Below are 15,410 nucleotides of genomic sequence, written 5' to 3'. Positions count from 1 at the left end.
CAATTTTATTTACAATATCAGCAATAACAAACGCGCTGAAGCTGAGTAGGTTTGCCAAATAAATCAATTATGCTATGTTAAAAAAATACGCAATTATCCTGTTGCTATCCATGGCCCTGCTCCCGGCCGCTGCACAGCAAACCTACCATTTAGATATTAAAAAAAGTAAAGTTTTATGGGATACACGCAAAACCATGGGTGGCCATTACGGCTATCTGCTTTTTAAATCGGGCAGCCTGGAGTATACGGCTGCCGGCGAACCTAAAAACGGTGCCTTTAGCCTGAATATGAACACCATGCGCAGTACTGATCATGCCGATGCGGCCGGGAATAAAAAGGTAGATGAAGAGTTGAAAAAAGAAGGCTTTTTTGCAACAGACCGATACCCGGAAGCAACCATGGTTGTTAAAGAAATTACACGCGTTGGCCAATCAACCAATTTTAAAGTGACCGGCAACCTTACCATAAAAGGGATCAGCAACCCCATCGAATTTATGGCAACTGTCATTAAAAAGAACGATATCATCAGCGCTAAGGCAAATACAACTATCGACCGCCTTAAATGGAAAATCGATATGCAGCCCAAACAGGAAGCATGGGATTTCTTTTCGGCCGTAAAAAACACAGTTGTTACCGATGAGATAGCCGTTTCATTGAATCTTACATTTACGGCTGATTAACGCACGTTGCAGGCAGGTACAGTTGCAGAATCCTATTTCAGGCCTTGTTGTAATATTACCGCTTAGCACAGCATCTTGTCTCCATGCCAATTAATTGTAACAAATGTGGTGTCCCAAAATTTTAATTCCCCATAAAAAATTGGAAAAACACCCAGGCCCTTTTTTCAGAAACAACATCATGTTCCAAATTTTAAGAGTGAAACACGAAACGCATTAAAACACTATTATCACTGATAATCAATGCTTTAACACTTTTAGTGAAACATAGTCAAATAGCTGACAATCAATGATTAAAACTTTAAAGAATATACAGTTAATGTTTCAACAGTGCTTTTTCGAAGGCTTTTATGCTACCGGTTTTTTGATGTTTTTTGAGCAAAAATAAACCTGAAAGGTTTTGGAAAAAAAATACTGACAAAACAGCGCCACCATTTTTTATGGCTAAAAGTTGTTGCTTTCGCAGGCAAAATGCTTTGCCCGGTTTTAGACCGATTTACGTTATCGCCCAACTTGGGCAAGTTAAAGAGCTGACGTTGGGAACTTCGGGGATACCAATCGCGGGTTACGCTATCGCCAAAACCGCGGCTGTATGCTTTTATCCCTTCATTACATTCACCCTATCCCCTTTCCAATCGGGAAACAGTATATGATCATTATTTATCGCAAGATGCTTATCAGCTACTGAGCTGAACACACTTCTAAAGTCGGTAGTTACCGCAAGGTCGCGGCCATCTTCAAGGTTTTCAACGGCGAGCGGCTTTACATCGCCATACACTAACCCGCCGCTTACATCATTACCTAAAACAAAGTTACATGAGGCACGGCCATGATCGGTACCACCAGTCCCGTTTTGACGTACGGTACGGCCAAACTCGGTCATGGTCATTATGGTAACATCGTCCTGGCAGGTGCCCAGGTCGGTCCACAGGGCCATTATGCTGTTGCTTAGGTCGGCAACATTACGGGCGAAGATGCCGTTTTCGGTTCCCTGGTTAAAGTGGGTATCCCAACCGTTTGATTCGGCAAAGGCAACTTCCAGCCCCACATCCATTTTAATGAGCTGGGCTATTTGTTTCAGCGAATTGCCCAATGCCGAGCTGGGGTAAACAGCGCCATTGGCAGGTGTATAATTTTTAACATCGGTTTTCTGCAGCATTTTCATAGCCTCAAAACTTTCCTTTCCGGTTTGTTTCAGTAAGCCCGATGCGGTTTGATCATACAGGTCTTCAAAACTTTTGGCCGCGATATTGGCTCCGGCAGGATTGCCCCGCATTTGAATGGCAAAATCCTGCAAATTGCTGATGGCTACCGAGGGGTTGTCGCCATAAAAAGAACGTGGCATGGCCGATGTCATACTCACGGCCGTAAATGGTGTAAGCGCATCATGCCCAAGCAAACCCACAGCCCGGTTAAGCCAGCCGCTTGAGGTGCCTTTATTAAATGGAGTACCCGATTCCATATAATCCTGCGCATCAAAATGCGAACGGGTATTATTGGGCGAACCGATGCCGTGAACAATGCCCAAACGTTTTTCGCGAAACATGGGTTCAAAGGCCTTCATGGCAGGGTGCAAACCAAAACGCCCGTCCAGGTCTATCAGCGGATTCCCTGTACCACTTTTGGCAGCCGACATGAAGAGGTTTGGCCGGGCAGCTTTCAAATAATCGTCGGTAAAGGGGGTAACAGCCATCAGGCCATCCATAGCCCCCCGCTGAAAGATACATACCAACGCTTTTTTCTTTTTATAGGGCGATAAGATTTTTTCGCTCGCGGCTGCCTCAGCTAAAAAACCGGGTATACCGCCCAGTAACCCTACACCTAAAAGGGCCAGTCCGCCCGATTTTAAAAAGCCTCTTCTTGATACCATTTTTAAATCCTCCTGCAATTAACGCCTTTGATATTCGGGTGAACCAATGATAACGCCAACCACCTGCGCCAGCATAGAATTATTGCCGGAGGTGCTTTGCATCGCTATAAAATTATTCTTTCGTTTGCCTTTTAAACCCGCCTGCTGATCCATCATCTCATCACTGGCAGCCACCGGCACCGCGGTTGCTGCAGGAGTTTTGGCACTGGCTTCGCCAACCTTTTCCATAAGTTTGGGATCGTTAAGCATAGGTGTAAGCCGTTTAATAGTTTCATCAAGCTTACGGCCCGGCATAATGATTTTACTATAGGTGACAAGTGCGGCCTGGGCGCTTTCGGGCTCGTGATGATTATTGAGTGCTGCAAGATCAACCTTTACACCCGGGATCCGGCCCGATGCCAGCGCCAAACCGAAGTTCATACGGTTAAGCAGCGCGCCGGTATTGATCCAGTATTGGCCTTTATCGGGGAAGCCGGTAGGGGCCTGGTAATAGTACATTTTTTCGCCCATTTTATTGATCCAGTTAAATAATTGGTAAGGCTGGGTAATATCGGCATGCAATGAACGCACCGAGCCGATGGCCAGCTCAAAGGGTGATTTTGTTTTTTCCCTTACGGCTGCGGCGCTCCAAAATTCAGGCGCATTAACCATGGTGATCAATACCTGTTTAATATCACCATCTTTATTCATAAAGGTGCGGGCCATTTTATCAATAAGGCTTTGCGGCGGGTTATCGCTCACAAAGCGCACAGCTATTTTCTTTGCTATAAACCTTGCCGTAGCTTGTTGATGTGCCAGCATATTAAGCAGTTGCACGCCCTCCTCGTACCCGCCTCCGGCTGCAAAATGATGGCCTAATACCGTCTTTTCGCCATTATCATGTTTGTTAGGGTTAAACAGAAAATCGCCCTCATGTACAAAACCGCGGCTTTGCAGTTTTTCATCCCCAATACGGTTCATGAGTTTTTGGCCTGCTTGTCCGTAAGTACCCATCGGATAAACCGACCAGCCGGTAAGCACTTTAGCCGCCTGGGTAACATCCTGCTGGGTATAGCCGCCGTCAACGCCAAGGGTATGCAGTTCCATCACCTCGCGGGCGTAATTTTCATTAAGCCCCTGTGCTTTTTTTGCTTTGTTTAGTTTGGGCATATTGGCAAAACGACCTGTATCCGCACCCTGCATTTGCTGCATCAGCCGGCGGCGGATCGGCCTGTTACCTTGCTCCATATTGTCCTTATTCCCCGAACTGCTAAAATTATCCAGGTAATATAGCATGGCCGGCGATTTGGCAGTGGCCAATAACAGATCACTAAACTTCCCTAACGCGTTCGGACGGATCACATCGCGCTCATAAGCGGGGATATATTGCGAACAGTCATTTTTCACTATAGATACATTGAAATGATTGAACCAGAAGCTGGTCATTACTTCCTGTAATTGATTATTGCTGTAAGCAGCTCTTAATATTTTTTGGTTGATGAATTGGCGTAACAGCTCCTGCTCGGGCTTTAGTCCATTTTGCTGCATGTAGTTTTGTAGCTGATCGCGATAAGCTTTGCGATCTGTTTTTACCGAATCTTTGTTAACTATACCATCCCTTACAGCCATTCGCAAAACCTGCGCGCCTTTGGGGTATTGGGCAACAACTTCTGTATTGCTCAGTTTTAAGGCATCGTATTTATTTAAGCGTTGATTAAGGGAATCATCCGGGAGTTGGGTGTCCAGCTGTTGGGCAAACCACTTTTCAGGGCCGATTTTGGATACTTCTTCTACTTCGCCCGGGGTTGCCCCATAAGTAAAACGGCTCAGTAAATGAGCCGCGGCCTGTTCGGGTGTTAAACCCGCCTGTTTATAAGGAAATTTTAAATTTGCAATAGGATAGCCCGGCAAAAAGGCAGTAAATACGGTAAACAAACACAACAACACAACAAAGCCACACCAGTACTTAACAGCCTTTTTCATAGTATCCGGGTTATTAAATTAAAAATTTAACTTTTGCACCAGTATGACCATAAAAAAGCCCTTTGGTTTAATTTAATTGTCAAAGAAACTTATATGTATATCCATTTAAACTAAAACTCATCTATATTGTCAATAAATTAATTATCTGCAAAAAATAAAAAAATATGAAAAAACTACTGATGCTGCTGGCCCTTGCCTGCGGACTAAACTTCGCAGCCTACGCACAAAAAAAGATTGAAAAAACACCTGCTCAAAAAGCGGCCAATAAAACCGAGCACCTGCAAAAAAACTTAAAACTTACTGCCGATCAGGCAAAAAAAGTGAACGTTATCCTGCTTGCCCAGGCAACAAGTATCGATAGCCTGAAAAAATTGAAACAGGATAAAAAAACCAGCCACCTGGCCGATCAAAAGATCAAACAACGCACGGCCACCGGCTTAAACAAGATTTTCACCCCCGAACAACAAAAAGCCTATGCAAAATTAAAAGCTGATAAAAAAGCCAGGAAAGACGCCGCTAAAGCTGATGAATAAACGAAACCAGGGCTTTCAGGATTAAGGGATTACCTTGACAGATCATAAATTTAAAAGCGGGATGTTTTTCCGCTTTTTTGTTTTGTGTGCTTTTCTGCTTTATCTTAAATAATCCTAATTTTAAGATAAATCGGTGATCATAACATGGCTTCAAATTTATTGGCAAAAAACAAACATACCATACTATACGCGGTAGCACTCGCTCTGCTGTTGTTTTTGCTGAAATGGCTTGAACTTAAACTGATCATTGTTGATAATGCCTATGAAATTTACATGGGTGCAATGGCAATATTTTTTACCGTATTAGGAATTTGGCTGGCGCTTAAACTTACCAAACCCAAAACAGTTGTTGTAGAAAAACAGGTTTATGTAAATAACGGACCTGAATTTATCATTAACCAGACAGAAGTGGAAAAGCTTGGCCTCAGCAAACGCGAGCTTGATGTTTTGCAATTAATGGCCGAAGGGTTAAGTAACCAGGAAATTTCAGAGCGCTTATTTGTATCGTTGAATACCATCAAAACACATTCGGCAAAGGTGTTTGAAAAAATGGAAGTTAAACGCCGCACTCAGGCCGTAGAAATGGGGAAGCGGCTCAGCATTATTCCTTAACCCGCTTCATACTTTAGTACTAATGGCAGCATATTTTTAAAAATCACCCTAAAGTATGAGCCGGAAAAGTTTCTGACAAGCCAAATTTGTTCTATCAAAATATAAACGATATGAAAAAGAATGTATTTGTTTTTGGATCAATCTCCGGCCTCATCATCGCCGCTACCGGGGGAATTTCGGGAGCCCTTTGCTATAACAACCCCAACTTTCAGGGCAACATGTGGGTGGGCTATGGCTCCATGTTGCTGGCGTTTTCGCTGATATTTGTAGCCATCAAAAATTACCGTGACAAATACAACGAAGGCATAATTAGTTTCGGCAAAGCTTTTATGATCGGCCTTTACATTGTGTTGATCACCTCAACAGTTTATGTGATTGTGTGGTTAATAGAGTTCTATAACTTTTACCCCGATTTTATGACCAAATACGTCGCCCATGTTTTAAGGGAAGCCAAAGCCCATGGTGCTACGGCTGCCGAACTTAAGCAACAGGAAGCAAGCATGGCCGGTTATGTTAATATGTACAAAAGCCCCCTCGGCGTAATCGTGCTTACTTATATGGAGATATTGCCCGTTGGCCTGGTGATTGCGCTGATAGCAGCTTTGATCCTGAAACGTAAGAATGCCAGCCCGCAATTGGCTACAAATTAAATAAGCACATCGGTGTAACTTTATTTCGTCCGCGAGTAGGTAAAATCCGGAGGCCTCTGAAGGTGAAATGACAATAGGTGTGGAGGGCTTGTCATCCTGAGTGTTTAAATCCGGGGCCTCTGAAGGTGAAATGACAAAGGCGGGATTGTCAGTCTGAGCCCGTCGAAGACTCGTGAGGAGAGGCCCGCCCGCCATACTTCGACGGGCTCAGCATGCAATGTCATTAAGTTAAGGAAAATCCCCCAGAGGGGGAACAGGTTTGTAGCAAAATATTATACCAATAACAACCGTGCCAGAGGTACGGAACACCGGAGTTGTGTACCGCTGGCACACCAAAAATCTATTCAAAATGGTTTCTACAAACCTTTTGCACCTCTGGTGCAGCTTGTCAATCTCTTAACTTAATGACATTCTCTTAACTTAATGACATTGCTCAGTATGACACCCGTTTTAAGTTGTCATCCTGAGTGTTTAAATCCAGCGGCCTCTGAAGGGGAAATGACAAAAGAGGGCCTGTCAGTCTGAGCCTGTCGAAGACTCGTGCGGAGAGGCCTACCCGCCATACTTCGACGAGCTCAGTATGACACCCGTTTGAAGTTGTCATGGGTAGCCTGTCGAAGGACGCGCGCAGAGCCCCACCCCGCTATGCTTCGACAGGCTCAGCATGACCCCATTTTTTAATTATGTCATTAAGCAGCCTGGCAATCGCACGGAGGCATAGCCGCCCTGTATAGTATGCGATTGCCATGTTGCGTAATGACCTGATTTGTAAGTTATTGATTATTAAGTGTATTTTTTGATCTGTTTTATAGGCTTGGGCGTTGCCTGCGGCCCGGGCTTTCCGTTACAAGTCCTCGCTTTTCCTTCCCACAATCCCAACACGCGCTATGGGCTTTTCACTGCAATCCCTAACGCTGCCCTCGCACAACATCCTTAAAATAAATTCCTTATGTCATAACTATTTTTTTCAGGTTGCCCTGATACTTACTCACAACAATGACATGCCGGATAAACTATTTATTCCTAAATTGGCTCAATGATATTTGATTTCAGGCTGAAGGTTTTTTATACGGTAGCACAGCGGTTAAGCTTTACCAAAGCTGCATCCGAACTGTTTATTACCCAGCCGGCGGTCACCAAACATATCAAGGAACTGGAGCAACAACTCAGTGTACAGCTGTTTAAACGAAACGGCAATAATATTTCCCTTACCACCGCCGGCAAGATCCTTGAAAAATATGCCGAAAAGATTTTCCAAACCTATACCGACCTGGAAACTGAACTGGCACAGCTTAACAACCTGGAAGCCGGTACACTGCACATAGGGGCCAGCACCACCGTGGCGCAAACTATTTTGCCCAAGTTGCTGGCCATGTTCAAAAAAACATATCCCAAGGTTACTTTCAACTTTATCCAGGCCAATACCGATCAGATCTCGCAGCTGGTATTAGCCGAAAAAATAGATATTGCCATTGTAGAAGGAGCTGCCCATTCGCCGCAATTATCCTATACCGATTTTATTAAAGATGAAATTGTATTGGTGACCAGTGCTAACAATAAGTTATCCAAAAAGACCGAGATCACCCCCAAACAATTGCCCGCCATCCCGCTGGTTTTAAGGGAAGCCGGATCCGGTACGCTGGATGTTATCTTCAATGCCCTGGCCGCCGTGCAAATCAACCCTAAAGACCTGAACATCGAGATTCAACTGGAGAGCAGTATCGCCATAAAACAATACCTTTTATACTCAGAAACAGCAACATTTCTCTCCATCCAATCGGTAGTAAGCGAGTTAAAATACAACGAGCTAACCATTATTGATGTTAAAGGATTAGAGATCTTCCGCACTTTTCAGTTCATTCAATTGCATGGCAAACACAGTAAATTGATTGAGCTTTTCAAACGTTTTTGCCTTGCCAATTATAACTTAAAGTAATCCTGTATTACTTTATATCATTTGATCGCCAGTTAGTTTAGCGGCAAATTTGATTGCTGAATCAAAGGCGATCATACATGGAAAAAATTACTACCGATATCTGCATTATAGGCGCGGGACCTGTTGGTTTATTTGCTGTTTTTGAAGCCGGGCTGCTAAAAATGCGCTGCCACCTTATTGATGTGCTGCCACAGGTTGGCGGCCAGCTTTCTGAAATCTATCCGCATAAACCTATTTATGATATTCCCGGCTATCCTGATGTTACCGCACAGCAACTGGTGGATAATTTGATGCTGCAGATAGCCCCGTTTCACCCCACCTTTAGTTTGGGCGAGCGGGTAGAAAACCTGCAACGCAATGATGACGGATCTTATAATATCATAACCAACGACGGCACAACCGTTCATTGTCAGGTGGTAGTAATTGCCGGCGGCCTTGGCTGTTTTGAACCCCGCAAACCGGAAATTGACCGACTTACAGATTTTGAGGGAAAAGGTGTAGCCTATATGGTGAAAAATCCCGAACATTTCCGTGATAAAAAAGTAGTGCTTGCAGGTGGCGGCGATTCTGCCCTGGACTGGGCTATTTTCCTGAGCAATGTAGCCGAACGGGTTACCCTTGTTCACCGGGGCGATACTTTTCGCGGAGCACCTGATAGTGCCGAAAAGGTATTTGAACTGGCCAGGGAAGGCAAGATCGACCTGATCCTTAAATCAAATGTAGTTGCTTTAACCGGCAATGATAGTTTGCAGGAGATTACCCTCCTTGACCGGGACCAACAGGTAAGCCATATTGAAGCTGATCACCTCATTCCGTTATTTGGCCTTAGCCCCAAACTTGGCCCTATTGCCGACTGGGGGTTGAATATCGACAGATCGGCCATCGCGGTAAATACAGTTGATTACAGCACCAATATTGAACGCATTTATGCCATTGGCGATATCAATATTTATCCCGGTAAGCTTAAGCTGATCTTATGCGGTTTTCATGAAAGTGCCTTAATGGCCCAAAGTGCTTTCAAATATGTTTACCCCGAGCAAAAACTGAGTTTTAAATACACCACCGTTTACGGTGTAAGCGCTTTTTAGCTATGATAAATTTAACCATAATTGACCGCGACGGAGGCAGCAGGCCCGTTGAAATTCCGGAAGGCATAAACCTGAGCCTGATGGAAGTACTGAAGGCATCTGAGTACGATATACTGGCCACCTGCGGTGGTATGGCGCTTTGTGCCACCTGTCACGTACAGGTGATAGAAGGTCCCGAGGAATATTTTACTGCTACGGATACCGAGCTCGACGTATTGGATACGCTGCCCTATGCTCCACCTGCAAGCAGACTGGCTTGCCAGATCAGGATCTCTGAAGACATGGATGGGATGGTATTTAAGCTGGTGGGAGAAGAATAAGCCGAAAAGTCCCGAGTTCTAAGTCTTGAGCCGGATCAAACAAATCTGCGTGCTTGTTCCCCAAAAACCCAAGAGCGTTTTTATTGTCCTACTTTATTTTAACCCGTTTTAAAAACTTCTGAGTAAAACATAAAACGGCCCGGACAAGCCGGGCCGTTTACTATATCCTAACAGAAAGATCAATTAATGACCTTGCTCATGTACTTCTTCTTCCCTGAACAGTTTCGCGCTAAAATAGTCGTTGTTCATGCGGGCAATGTTAGTCAATTTAATTTCCTTAGGGCACTCGGCTTCGCAGGCACCGGTGTTGGTACAGCTGCCAAAACCTTCTTCGTCCATCTGGGCAACCATTGATTGCACACGACGGTAACGCTCCGGCTGACCTTGAGGTAACAAGCCCAACTGAGTGATCTTAGCCGATACGAACAACATAGCCGAGGCATTTTTACAGGCAGCAACGCAGGCTCCGCAACCAATACAGGTAGCCGAGTTAAAAGCTTCATCAGCAATAACCTTAGGGATTGGGATAGCGTTACCATCAGGTACACCGCCGGTATTTACCGAAACATAGCCACCGGCTTGCTGGATCCTGTCGAAAGCAGAGCGGTCAACCGCTAAATCTTTAACAATTGGGAATGCTTGAGCGCGCCATGGTTCGATAGTGATGGTTTCACCATCGTGGAAGGTACGCATGTGCAGCTGGCAGGTAGTGATACCGCGTTTTGGGCCGTGCGGGTGACCGTTGATATATAATGAACACATCCCGCAAATACCTTCGCGGCAGTCGTGGTCAAAGTTGATTGGCTCATCGCCTTTGTGGATCAGGCTTTCGTTAACCACGTCGAGCATTTCAAGGAACGACATGTCGGGAGAAATATTCTCAGCTTTATAGCTTACGAATTTACCCGGGGTTTGAGCATTTTTTTGACGCCATACTTTAAGCGTCAGGTTCATATTTCCGTTACTCATCTTTGTTTTAGATTTGAGTTATCGTTGTTTTTGTTGATTGGGAGAATGGTTGATTAAGAGAGTGGTTTTTGTTGGATAGGAAACCTAATCAACTACTCACCTAATCAACCATTCACTAACTATGCGTAATTACGTTGTGATAAATGAACTGCTTCAAATGTCAGCTGTTCCTTATGCAATTCTTCAGGCTGATTTTCACCTTTAAACTCCCAGGCAGCTACAAACGCGAAGTTTTCGTCATCGCGAAGCGCTTCACCATCTGGTGTTTGTGATTCAACCCTGAAGTGGCCACCGCATGATTCTTTACGCATTAAAGCGTCGTCGATCATCAGCTCGCCAAGCTCAATAAAGTCGGCTACACGACCAGCTCTTTCTAACGAAGCGTTTACTTCCTCATTTTCGCCGGTTACTATCGCGTTTTTCCAGAAATCGGCTTTCAATGCCTGGATCAAACCTTTGGCTTTTCTCAAACCTTCATCTGTACGGGCCATGCCGCAATACTCCCACATAATGTGGCCAAGTTCGCGGTGGTATTCGTTAGTGGTTTTAGTTCCTTTTAACGACAATAATTTGTTTACGTGAGCAATGACGTCCTGTTTGGTTTTTTCAAACGCCGGGTGGCTGGTATCAACCTTTTTAGGGCCAATTTTAGCCAGGTAATCGCCAAGGGTATAAGGGATCACGAAGTAACCATCTGATAAACCCTGCATCAGTGCAGATGCACCAAGGCGGTTAGCACCGTGGTCTGAGAAGTTACACTCGCCCAAAGCATATAAACCAGGAATGGTAGTGCTCAGGTTATAATCAACCCAAAGGCCACCCATGGTATAGTGTACCGCAGGGTAAATACGCATTGGTTGTTTGTATGGGTTTTCATCCGTGATCTGGATGTACATATCAAACAGGTTACCGTATTTAGCTTTAACGGTTTCTTCGCCTAAACGTTTGATAGCATCGGCAAAGTCAAGGAATACTGCAAAACCGGAACCACCTACGCCTCTGCCCTCTTCAACCATTTCTTTGGCGTTACGTGATGCCACGTCGCGGGGAACAAGGTTACCGAAAGCGGGATATTTACGCTCCAGGAAGTAATCACGGTCATCTTCTTTAACCTGGTCCGCCTTCAATGTGCCTTTGCGCAGTTGCTCGGCAATTTCAACAGTTTTTGGAGCCCATACCCTACCATCGTTACGCAGCGACTCAGACATCAGTGTTAACTTAGACTGGTGATCACCGGTTACCGGGATACAGGTTGGGTGAATTTGAGTATAACAAGGGTTACCAAAGAAAGCACCTCGTTTGTGTGCCCTCCAGGCTGCCGTTACATTTGAGCCGATTGCGTTTGTTGACAGGTAGAATACGTTGCTGTAACCACCTGTACACAATAACACCGCATGACCTGCATGGGTATCGATAGCGCCGGTGAGCATGTTACGGGTAACAATACCTTTGGCATGGCCATCGATAGTTACCACGTCAAGCATTTCGTGACGGGTGTACATTTTCACTTTACCGGCATGGATCTGGCGGTTAAGGGCAGAGTAGGCACCTAATAAAAGCTGTTGTCCTGTCTGGCCCCTCGCGTAAAATGTACGCGATACCTGCGAACCACCGAATGAACGGTTGTCTAACAAGCCGCCGTATTCGCGGGCGAAAGGTACACCTTGTGCAACGCACTGGTCAATGATGTTTACCGAAACCTCGGCCAAACGGTGAACGTTGGCTTCGCGGGCGCGGTAGTCACCACCTTTAATGGTATCGTAAAATAAACGGAAAACGCTGTCACCGTCATTCTGATAGTTTTTAGCGGCATTGATACCACCCTGTGCAGCAATAGAGTGTGCACGGCGGGGGCTGTCCTGGAAACAAAATGCCTTAACGTTGTAACCCAGCTCGCCTAAAGTGGCAGCTGCCGAAGCGCCTGCCAAACCGGTACCTACAATGATGATATCGTATTTACGCTTGTTGGCGGGGTTAACCAGCTTCAGATCAAATTTATGCTTGCTCCATTTTTCGGCTAATGGGCCTTGAGGAATTTTAGCATCTAATGTCATCTCTTCTTTGTATTTATGTTTGTGGCTTTGGGCCAGCTAACTTAGTGAGCTCCCTGGGTTGATAAATAGTAATAATAAACCGGCATGGCGGCAAAAAGCAGCGGAATGATAACTGCAAACAGCCATGTACCAATAAAGTAAACTACCGGTGTATATTTACGGTGTACCCAGCCCAGCGTACGGAACGCGCTCTGGAAACCATGTAACAAGTGAAATGCTACAGCGCCCATGGCTATTACGTAAAATATAACGTAGATAATGTTGCTGAAACTGTAAGCAACACGCGCGTGCAGGTCTTTTACCCTTACAACTTCCACATTGTTTTCGGTTGATACCGAGTGGCTGAATTCGGCATTGGCCGGTGTGTAATCGCTAACCTTTGTTTCGCCGGTTGCCAGATCGGTACGGTACTCTTTAAAGCCCATGGTTTTGTCGTTGTGGTAACGGAACCAGAAATCGCCCATGTGGATAACGATGAACAGGAACAGGACTGAACCAAGCAGGCCCATGTTTTTTGATGACCATGAGGCATCAGATTTTGCCGCTACCGCATAGCGTACAGGGCGGGCTTTACGGTTCTTGACAGTCAGGATCAAACCGTATAGTGCATGCACTAAAATGGAAAGGTACAACAGGTATGCTATAACTTCAATAGGCGGAAAATGCGTAAGGAAGTTGGCATACACGTTAAAACTGAAACCGTTATCGTTGTTAAACAACAACAGGTTGCCGCCTACGTGCACAATTAAAAAGGTACACAGAAACAAGCCTGTTAAAGCCATGATCAGCTTTTTGCCCAGCGACGAGTTTAAGGTTTGTTTGAATTCGCTCATTATGAATTGGATTTATTAGGCAAAAGTATTTATTAAATAACAAAACATAGAAGAGGTTTTGGCTTATTGGAGACCAAAAAGCTATTTAGAATCAATCTAAAATAATGTCCTGGTATTCAACATCCAAATACAATACGATGACAGGGAAATTGATGAATTTAGTGCATTTTGGAGATGAAAATCAGGCTATAGCCACAACTTTATCTTTCAAAACGGCAAAGATCCTGTCGTTTTGAAGGCTCCGGATAGCTACCCGCCCGGTAAATTTTCCGAAGGATGGTAAAATGCCCTGTTTATTGCCAAAGGCAAAGCACGGCAATGTAATGCTTTGACGTGCCCGGCCGCTTAAATTTACCCCGGGGTGGATATGCCCGCAAAAAACGTAACCCGCTTTTTCTTCCTGGTTATTGGCAAGCGGATGGTGCATCATGAGGAAAGGGCCGATCAACAATTCGTCGTGCAGCTCGATATTCAGGTTATGATAATGCTTATCTGCAATGATATCATGATTGCCGCGGACCAGCATGATCTGCAACGCGGGGAACTGGCTGCGCCAAAGGATAAACCAATCCCAATCGTTATTCATATCGCTATGGAACAGATCGCCCAAAAAAATTAACTTTTCCGGTTTATACTCATAGATCAGATCGGAGAGTACGGCCAGGTCGCTTTGCTCCATATCCCGTGGTATTGCTATGCCCGCCTTGCGGAAATGTCCAACCTTGCCCAAATGCACATCGGCAATTATCAGGGTCTTTTGCTGATACCAGTAAACAGCTTTTTGTGGTAGTAATAAAAGATCCTGCCCCAGCAGGTTAAAAGGAGTAGCCGCACTTATCATTAAGGCAAAGTTAATAAATTGCGGATACTTTAAATTTGGCGAAGGCAAATTGAAGTGACCAACAGGGGCAGAAAATATTATGCCCCTGTTGGTCAGCAGTCAGGATGTTATTTACGTGATCCGTTCTTTTTGATCACCTTCAATGTATTTACACGTTTCTGTAATTGTTTCACAGTAGCTTCAAGGTTTTTTTGCCTTTTTTCGCTCTCTATTAAATAAAGCGTTAACTCTTCTATTTTTTGGGTAAGTATTTTGTTGGTTTCTCCCAAATCTAATCCTTTCTCCGTAATTTCTTTAGCAGACTGTATCCCCGGCAAATGATGGTTTTGTTCAATGTATTTTTCCAGGGAGCTCAACGACTGAATTTTGTATTCTTTTTCGAAGACAAAGTCGGGCCAACCGTTAAGGTCAACTAAAACTGATTTGGAATGTATAGTGCCATTTACATCAAGTTTATTATGTGGAGAGGTGGTTCCTATACCTAAATTCCCGGCTAAAGCATTGATATAGCTGTTGGCACCATTGCCCGAAAGGTTTGTATTAATTGTATAGGTGCCATTTCCCGAGCATAGTTGAAGATATACCCCACCCGTAGTTTTGCTTCCCCGGAAGAAACGGATATAAGCATTACTAATAGTATCAGATGGAACGGGATTAATGTCTACCATGGTATTACCGCTTAACGAAGCTTTATTAAGTACGAATTGATTGGTTACATCAAGAATATCGGTATAAGAAGTGGAGGTGGAATTGGAACTTATACGTATGCCGTTACCTGCTATATGTAAAGGCCGTACAGGTGATGTAGTTCCAATACCGACGTTTCCGGTTGCGGGAAATGTATTCTGACTAAATGTTTTAAATGAGATTAGTATCGCTAAAAGCGAGAAAAAGAGTGTTTTTTTCATTGTGATAACGTTCGGGTTTTGTTTTTATTCCTGATATAAAAGTAATTAAAATATGCAATGATAAAGCGAAATAAAAATTAATGAATAAAAATTAAAAATTGGGTGTAACCTGTTTAAAAAACGTGTGGTCATAGTTTACAAATACACCACAATGGCG

14 protein-coding genes are annotated in these 15,410 nt (G+C 44.3%); 7 read left to right on the top strand and 7 right to left on the bottom strand.

The genetic code is table 11. The annotated features are described in order from the left end of the window. Window positions 1-74 precede the first annotated feature (74 nt). Window positions 75-680: a YceI family protein gene (locus MusilaSJ_RS17715; protein WP_274986214.1), complete on the top strand. Its 606-nt coding sequence runs from the start codon at window positions 75-77 to the stop codon at window positions 678-680. Between the two features lie 595 nt (window positions 681-1,275). On the opposite strand, the gene MusilaSJ_RS17710 is transcribed toward MusilaSJ_RS17715, so the two are convergent. Together MusilaSJ_RS17710 and MusilaSJ_RS17705 are read right to left on the bottom strand one after the other, a co-directional pair. After that, window positions 1,276-2,547 (bottom strand): DUF1501 domain-containing protein, encoded by a 1,272-nt coding sequence (locus MusilaSJ_RS17710; protein WP_274986213.1) that lies wholly within the window; start codon window positions 2,545-2,547, stop codon window positions 1,276-1,278. A gap of 18 nt (window positions 2,548-2,565) precedes the next feature. After that, window positions 2,566-4,509 carry a DUF1800 domain-containing protein gene (locus MusilaSJ_RS17705; RefSeq protein WP_274986212.1) on the bottom strand — a complete coding sequence of 648 codons (1,944 nt, stop codon included), beginning with the start codon at window positions 4,507-4,509 and terminating at the stop codon, window positions 2,566-2,568. A gap of 164 nt (window positions 4,510-4,673) precedes the next feature. Here MusilaSJ_RS17705 and MusilaSJ_RS17700 point away from each other — a divergent pair, with 164 nt between their 5' ends. The 6 genes from MusilaSJ_RS17700 to MusilaSJ_RS17675 all read left to right on the top strand — a co-directional run bounded on the left by MusilaSJ_RS17700 (window position 4,674) and on the right by MusilaSJ_RS17675 (window position 9,648). Further along, complete coding sequence (locus MusilaSJ_RS17700) at window positions 4,674-5,042, top strand: hypothetical protein (RefSeq protein WP_274986211.1); 369 nt, start codon at window positions 4,674-4,676, stop codon at window positions 5,040-5,042. A 144-nt stretch (window positions 5,043-5,186) separates the two neighbouring features. After that, window positions 5,187-5,654 (top strand): response regulator transcription factor, encoded by a 468-nt coding sequence (locus MusilaSJ_RS17695; protein WP_274986210.1) that lies wholly within the window; start codon window positions 5,187-5,189, stop codon window positions 5,652-5,654. A gap of 110 nt (window positions 5,655-5,764) precedes the next feature. After that, complete coding sequence (locus MusilaSJ_RS17690; RefSeq protein ID WP_274986209.1) at window positions 5,765-6,304, top strand: DUF4199 domain-containing protein; 540 nt, start codon at window positions 5,765-5,767, stop codon at window positions 6,302-6,304. Window positions 6,305-7,340: 1,036 nt separating this feature from the next. Further along, entirely contained in the window at window positions 7,341-8,240 is a 900-nt protein-coding gene (locus tag MusilaSJ_RS17685) for a LysR substrate-binding domain-containing protein (protein WP_218117180.1), read from the top strand. Between the two features lie 77 nt (window positions 8,241-8,317). Continuing rightward, window positions 8,318-9,328 carry an NAD(P)/FAD-dependent oxidoreductase gene (locus MusilaSJ_RS17680; protein WP_274986208.1) on the top strand — a complete coding sequence of 337 codons (1,011 nt, stop codon included), beginning with the start codon at window positions 8,318-8,320 and terminating at the stop codon, window positions 9,326-9,328. A gap of 2 nt (window positions 9,329-9,330) precedes the next feature. After that, window positions 9,331-9,648 (top strand): 2Fe-2S iron-sulfur cluster-binding protein, encoded by a 318-nt coding sequence (locus tag MusilaSJ_RS17675; protein WP_274986207.1) that lies wholly within the window; start codon window positions 9,331-9,333, stop codon window positions 9,646-9,648. A gap of 183 nt (window positions 9,649-9,831) precedes the next feature. On the opposite strand, the gene MusilaSJ_RS17670 is transcribed toward MusilaSJ_RS17675, so the two are convergent. The 5 genes from MusilaSJ_RS17670 to MusilaSJ_RS17650 all read right to left on the bottom strand — a co-directional run bounded on the left by MusilaSJ_RS17670 (window position 9,832) and on the right by MusilaSJ_RS17650 (window position 15,253). After that, the gene (locus MusilaSJ_RS17670) at window positions 9,832-10,617 is read right to left on the bottom strand and encodes a succinate dehydrogenase/fumarate reductase iron-sulfur subunit (RefSeq protein ID WP_274986206.1); all 786 of its coding nucleotides are present in this window, start codon (window positions 10,615-10,617) and stop codon (window positions 9,832-9,834) included. Window positions 10,618-10,736: 119 nt separating this feature from the next. After that, entirely contained in the window at window positions 10,737-12,671 is a 1,935-nt protein-coding gene (locus tag MusilaSJ_RS17665) for a fumarate reductase/succinate dehydrogenase flavoprotein subunit (protein ID WP_274986205.1), read from the bottom strand. A gap of 41 nt (window positions 12,672-12,712) precedes the next feature. Next, window positions 12,713-13,504, bottom strand: a complete 792-nt coding sequence (locus MusilaSJ_RS17660) for a succinate dehydrogenase cytochrome b subunit (RefSeq protein WP_090530615.1) — start codon at window positions 13,502-13,504, stop codon at window positions 12,713-12,715. Window positions 13,505-13,685: 181 nt separating this feature from the next. After that, window positions 13,686-14,345 (bottom strand): ligase-associated DNA damage response endonuclease PdeM, encoded by a 660-nt coding sequence (pdeM, locus tag MusilaSJ_RS17655; RefSeq protein ID WP_274986204.1) that lies wholly within the window; start codon window positions 14,343-14,345, stop codon window positions 13,686-13,688. A gap of 107 nt (window positions 14,346-14,452) precedes the next feature. Then, window positions 14,453-15,253: a hypothetical protein gene (locus MusilaSJ_RS17650; protein WP_274986203.1), complete on the bottom strand. Its 801-nt coding sequence runs from the start codon at window positions 15,251-15,253 to the stop codon at window positions 14,453-14,455. Window positions 15,254-15,410 lie beyond the last annotated feature (157 nt).

This window comes from Mucilaginibacter sp. SJ (assembly GCF_028993635.1).
Classification (GTDB): Bacteria; Bacteroidota; Bacteroidia; order Sphingobacteriales; family Sphingobacteriaceae; genus Mucilaginibacter.
This window is presented reverse-complemented; position numbering and strand designations above follow the sequence as displayed.

Bases quoted from the DNA above. Each gene is read 5' to 3' on its own strand.
- MusilaSJ_RS17710 (WP_274986213.1), bottom strand. From the start codon at position 2,547: ATGGTATCAAGAAGAGGCTTTTTAAAATCGGGCGGACTGGCCCTTTTA.
- MusilaSJ_RS17680 (WP_274986208.1), top strand. From the start codon at position 8,318: ATGGAAAAAATTACTACCGATATCTGCATTATAGGCGCGGGACCTGTT.
- MusilaSJ_RS17705 (WP_274986212.1), bottom strand. From the start codon at position 4,509: ATGAAAAAGGCTGTTAAGTACTGGTGTGGCTTTGTTGTGTTGTTGTGT.
- MusilaSJ_RS17650 (WP_274986203.1), bottom strand. From the start codon at position 15,253: ATGAAAAAAACACTCTTTTTCTCGCTTTTAGCGATACTAATCTCATTT.
- MusilaSJ_RS17690 (WP_274986209.1), top strand. From the start codon at position 5,765: ATGAAAAAGAATGTATTTGTTTTTGGATCAATCTCCGGCCTCATCATC.
- pdeM (WP_274986204.1), bottom strand. From the start codon at position 14,345: ATGATAAGTGCGGCTACTCCTTTTAACCTGCTGGGGCAGGATCTTTTA.
- MusilaSJ_RS17685 (WP_218117180.1), top strand. From the start codon at position 7,341: ATGATATTTGATTTCAGGCTGAAGGTTTTTTATACGGTAGCACAGCGG.
- MusilaSJ_RS17700 (WP_274986211.1), top strand. From the start codon at position 4,674: ATGAAAAAACTACTGATGCTGCTGGCCCTTGCCTGCGGACTAAACTTC.
- MusilaSJ_RS17695 (WP_274986210.1), top strand. From the start codon at position 5,187: ATGGCTTCAAATTTATTGGCAAAAAACAAACATACCATACTATACGCG.
- MusilaSJ_RS17670 (WP_274986206.1), bottom strand. From the start codon at position 10,617: ATGAGTAACGGAAATATGAACCTGACGCTTAAAGTATGGCGTCAAAAA.
- MusilaSJ_RS17660 (WP_090530615.1), bottom strand. From the start codon at position 13,504: ATGAGCGAATTCAAACAAACCTTAAACTCGTCGCTGGGCAAAAAGCTG.
- MusilaSJ_RS17715 (WP_274986214.1), top strand. From the start codon at position 75: ATGTTAAAAAAATACGCAATTATCCTGTTGCTATCCATGGCCCTGCTC.
- MusilaSJ_RS17675 (WP_274986207.1), top strand. From the start codon at position 9,331: ATGATAAATTTAACCATAATTGACCGCGACGGAGGCAGCAGGCCCGTT.
- MusilaSJ_RS17665 (WP_274986205.1), bottom strand. From the start codon at position 12,671: ATGACATTAGATGCTAAAATTCCTCAAGGCCCATTAGCCGAAAAATGG.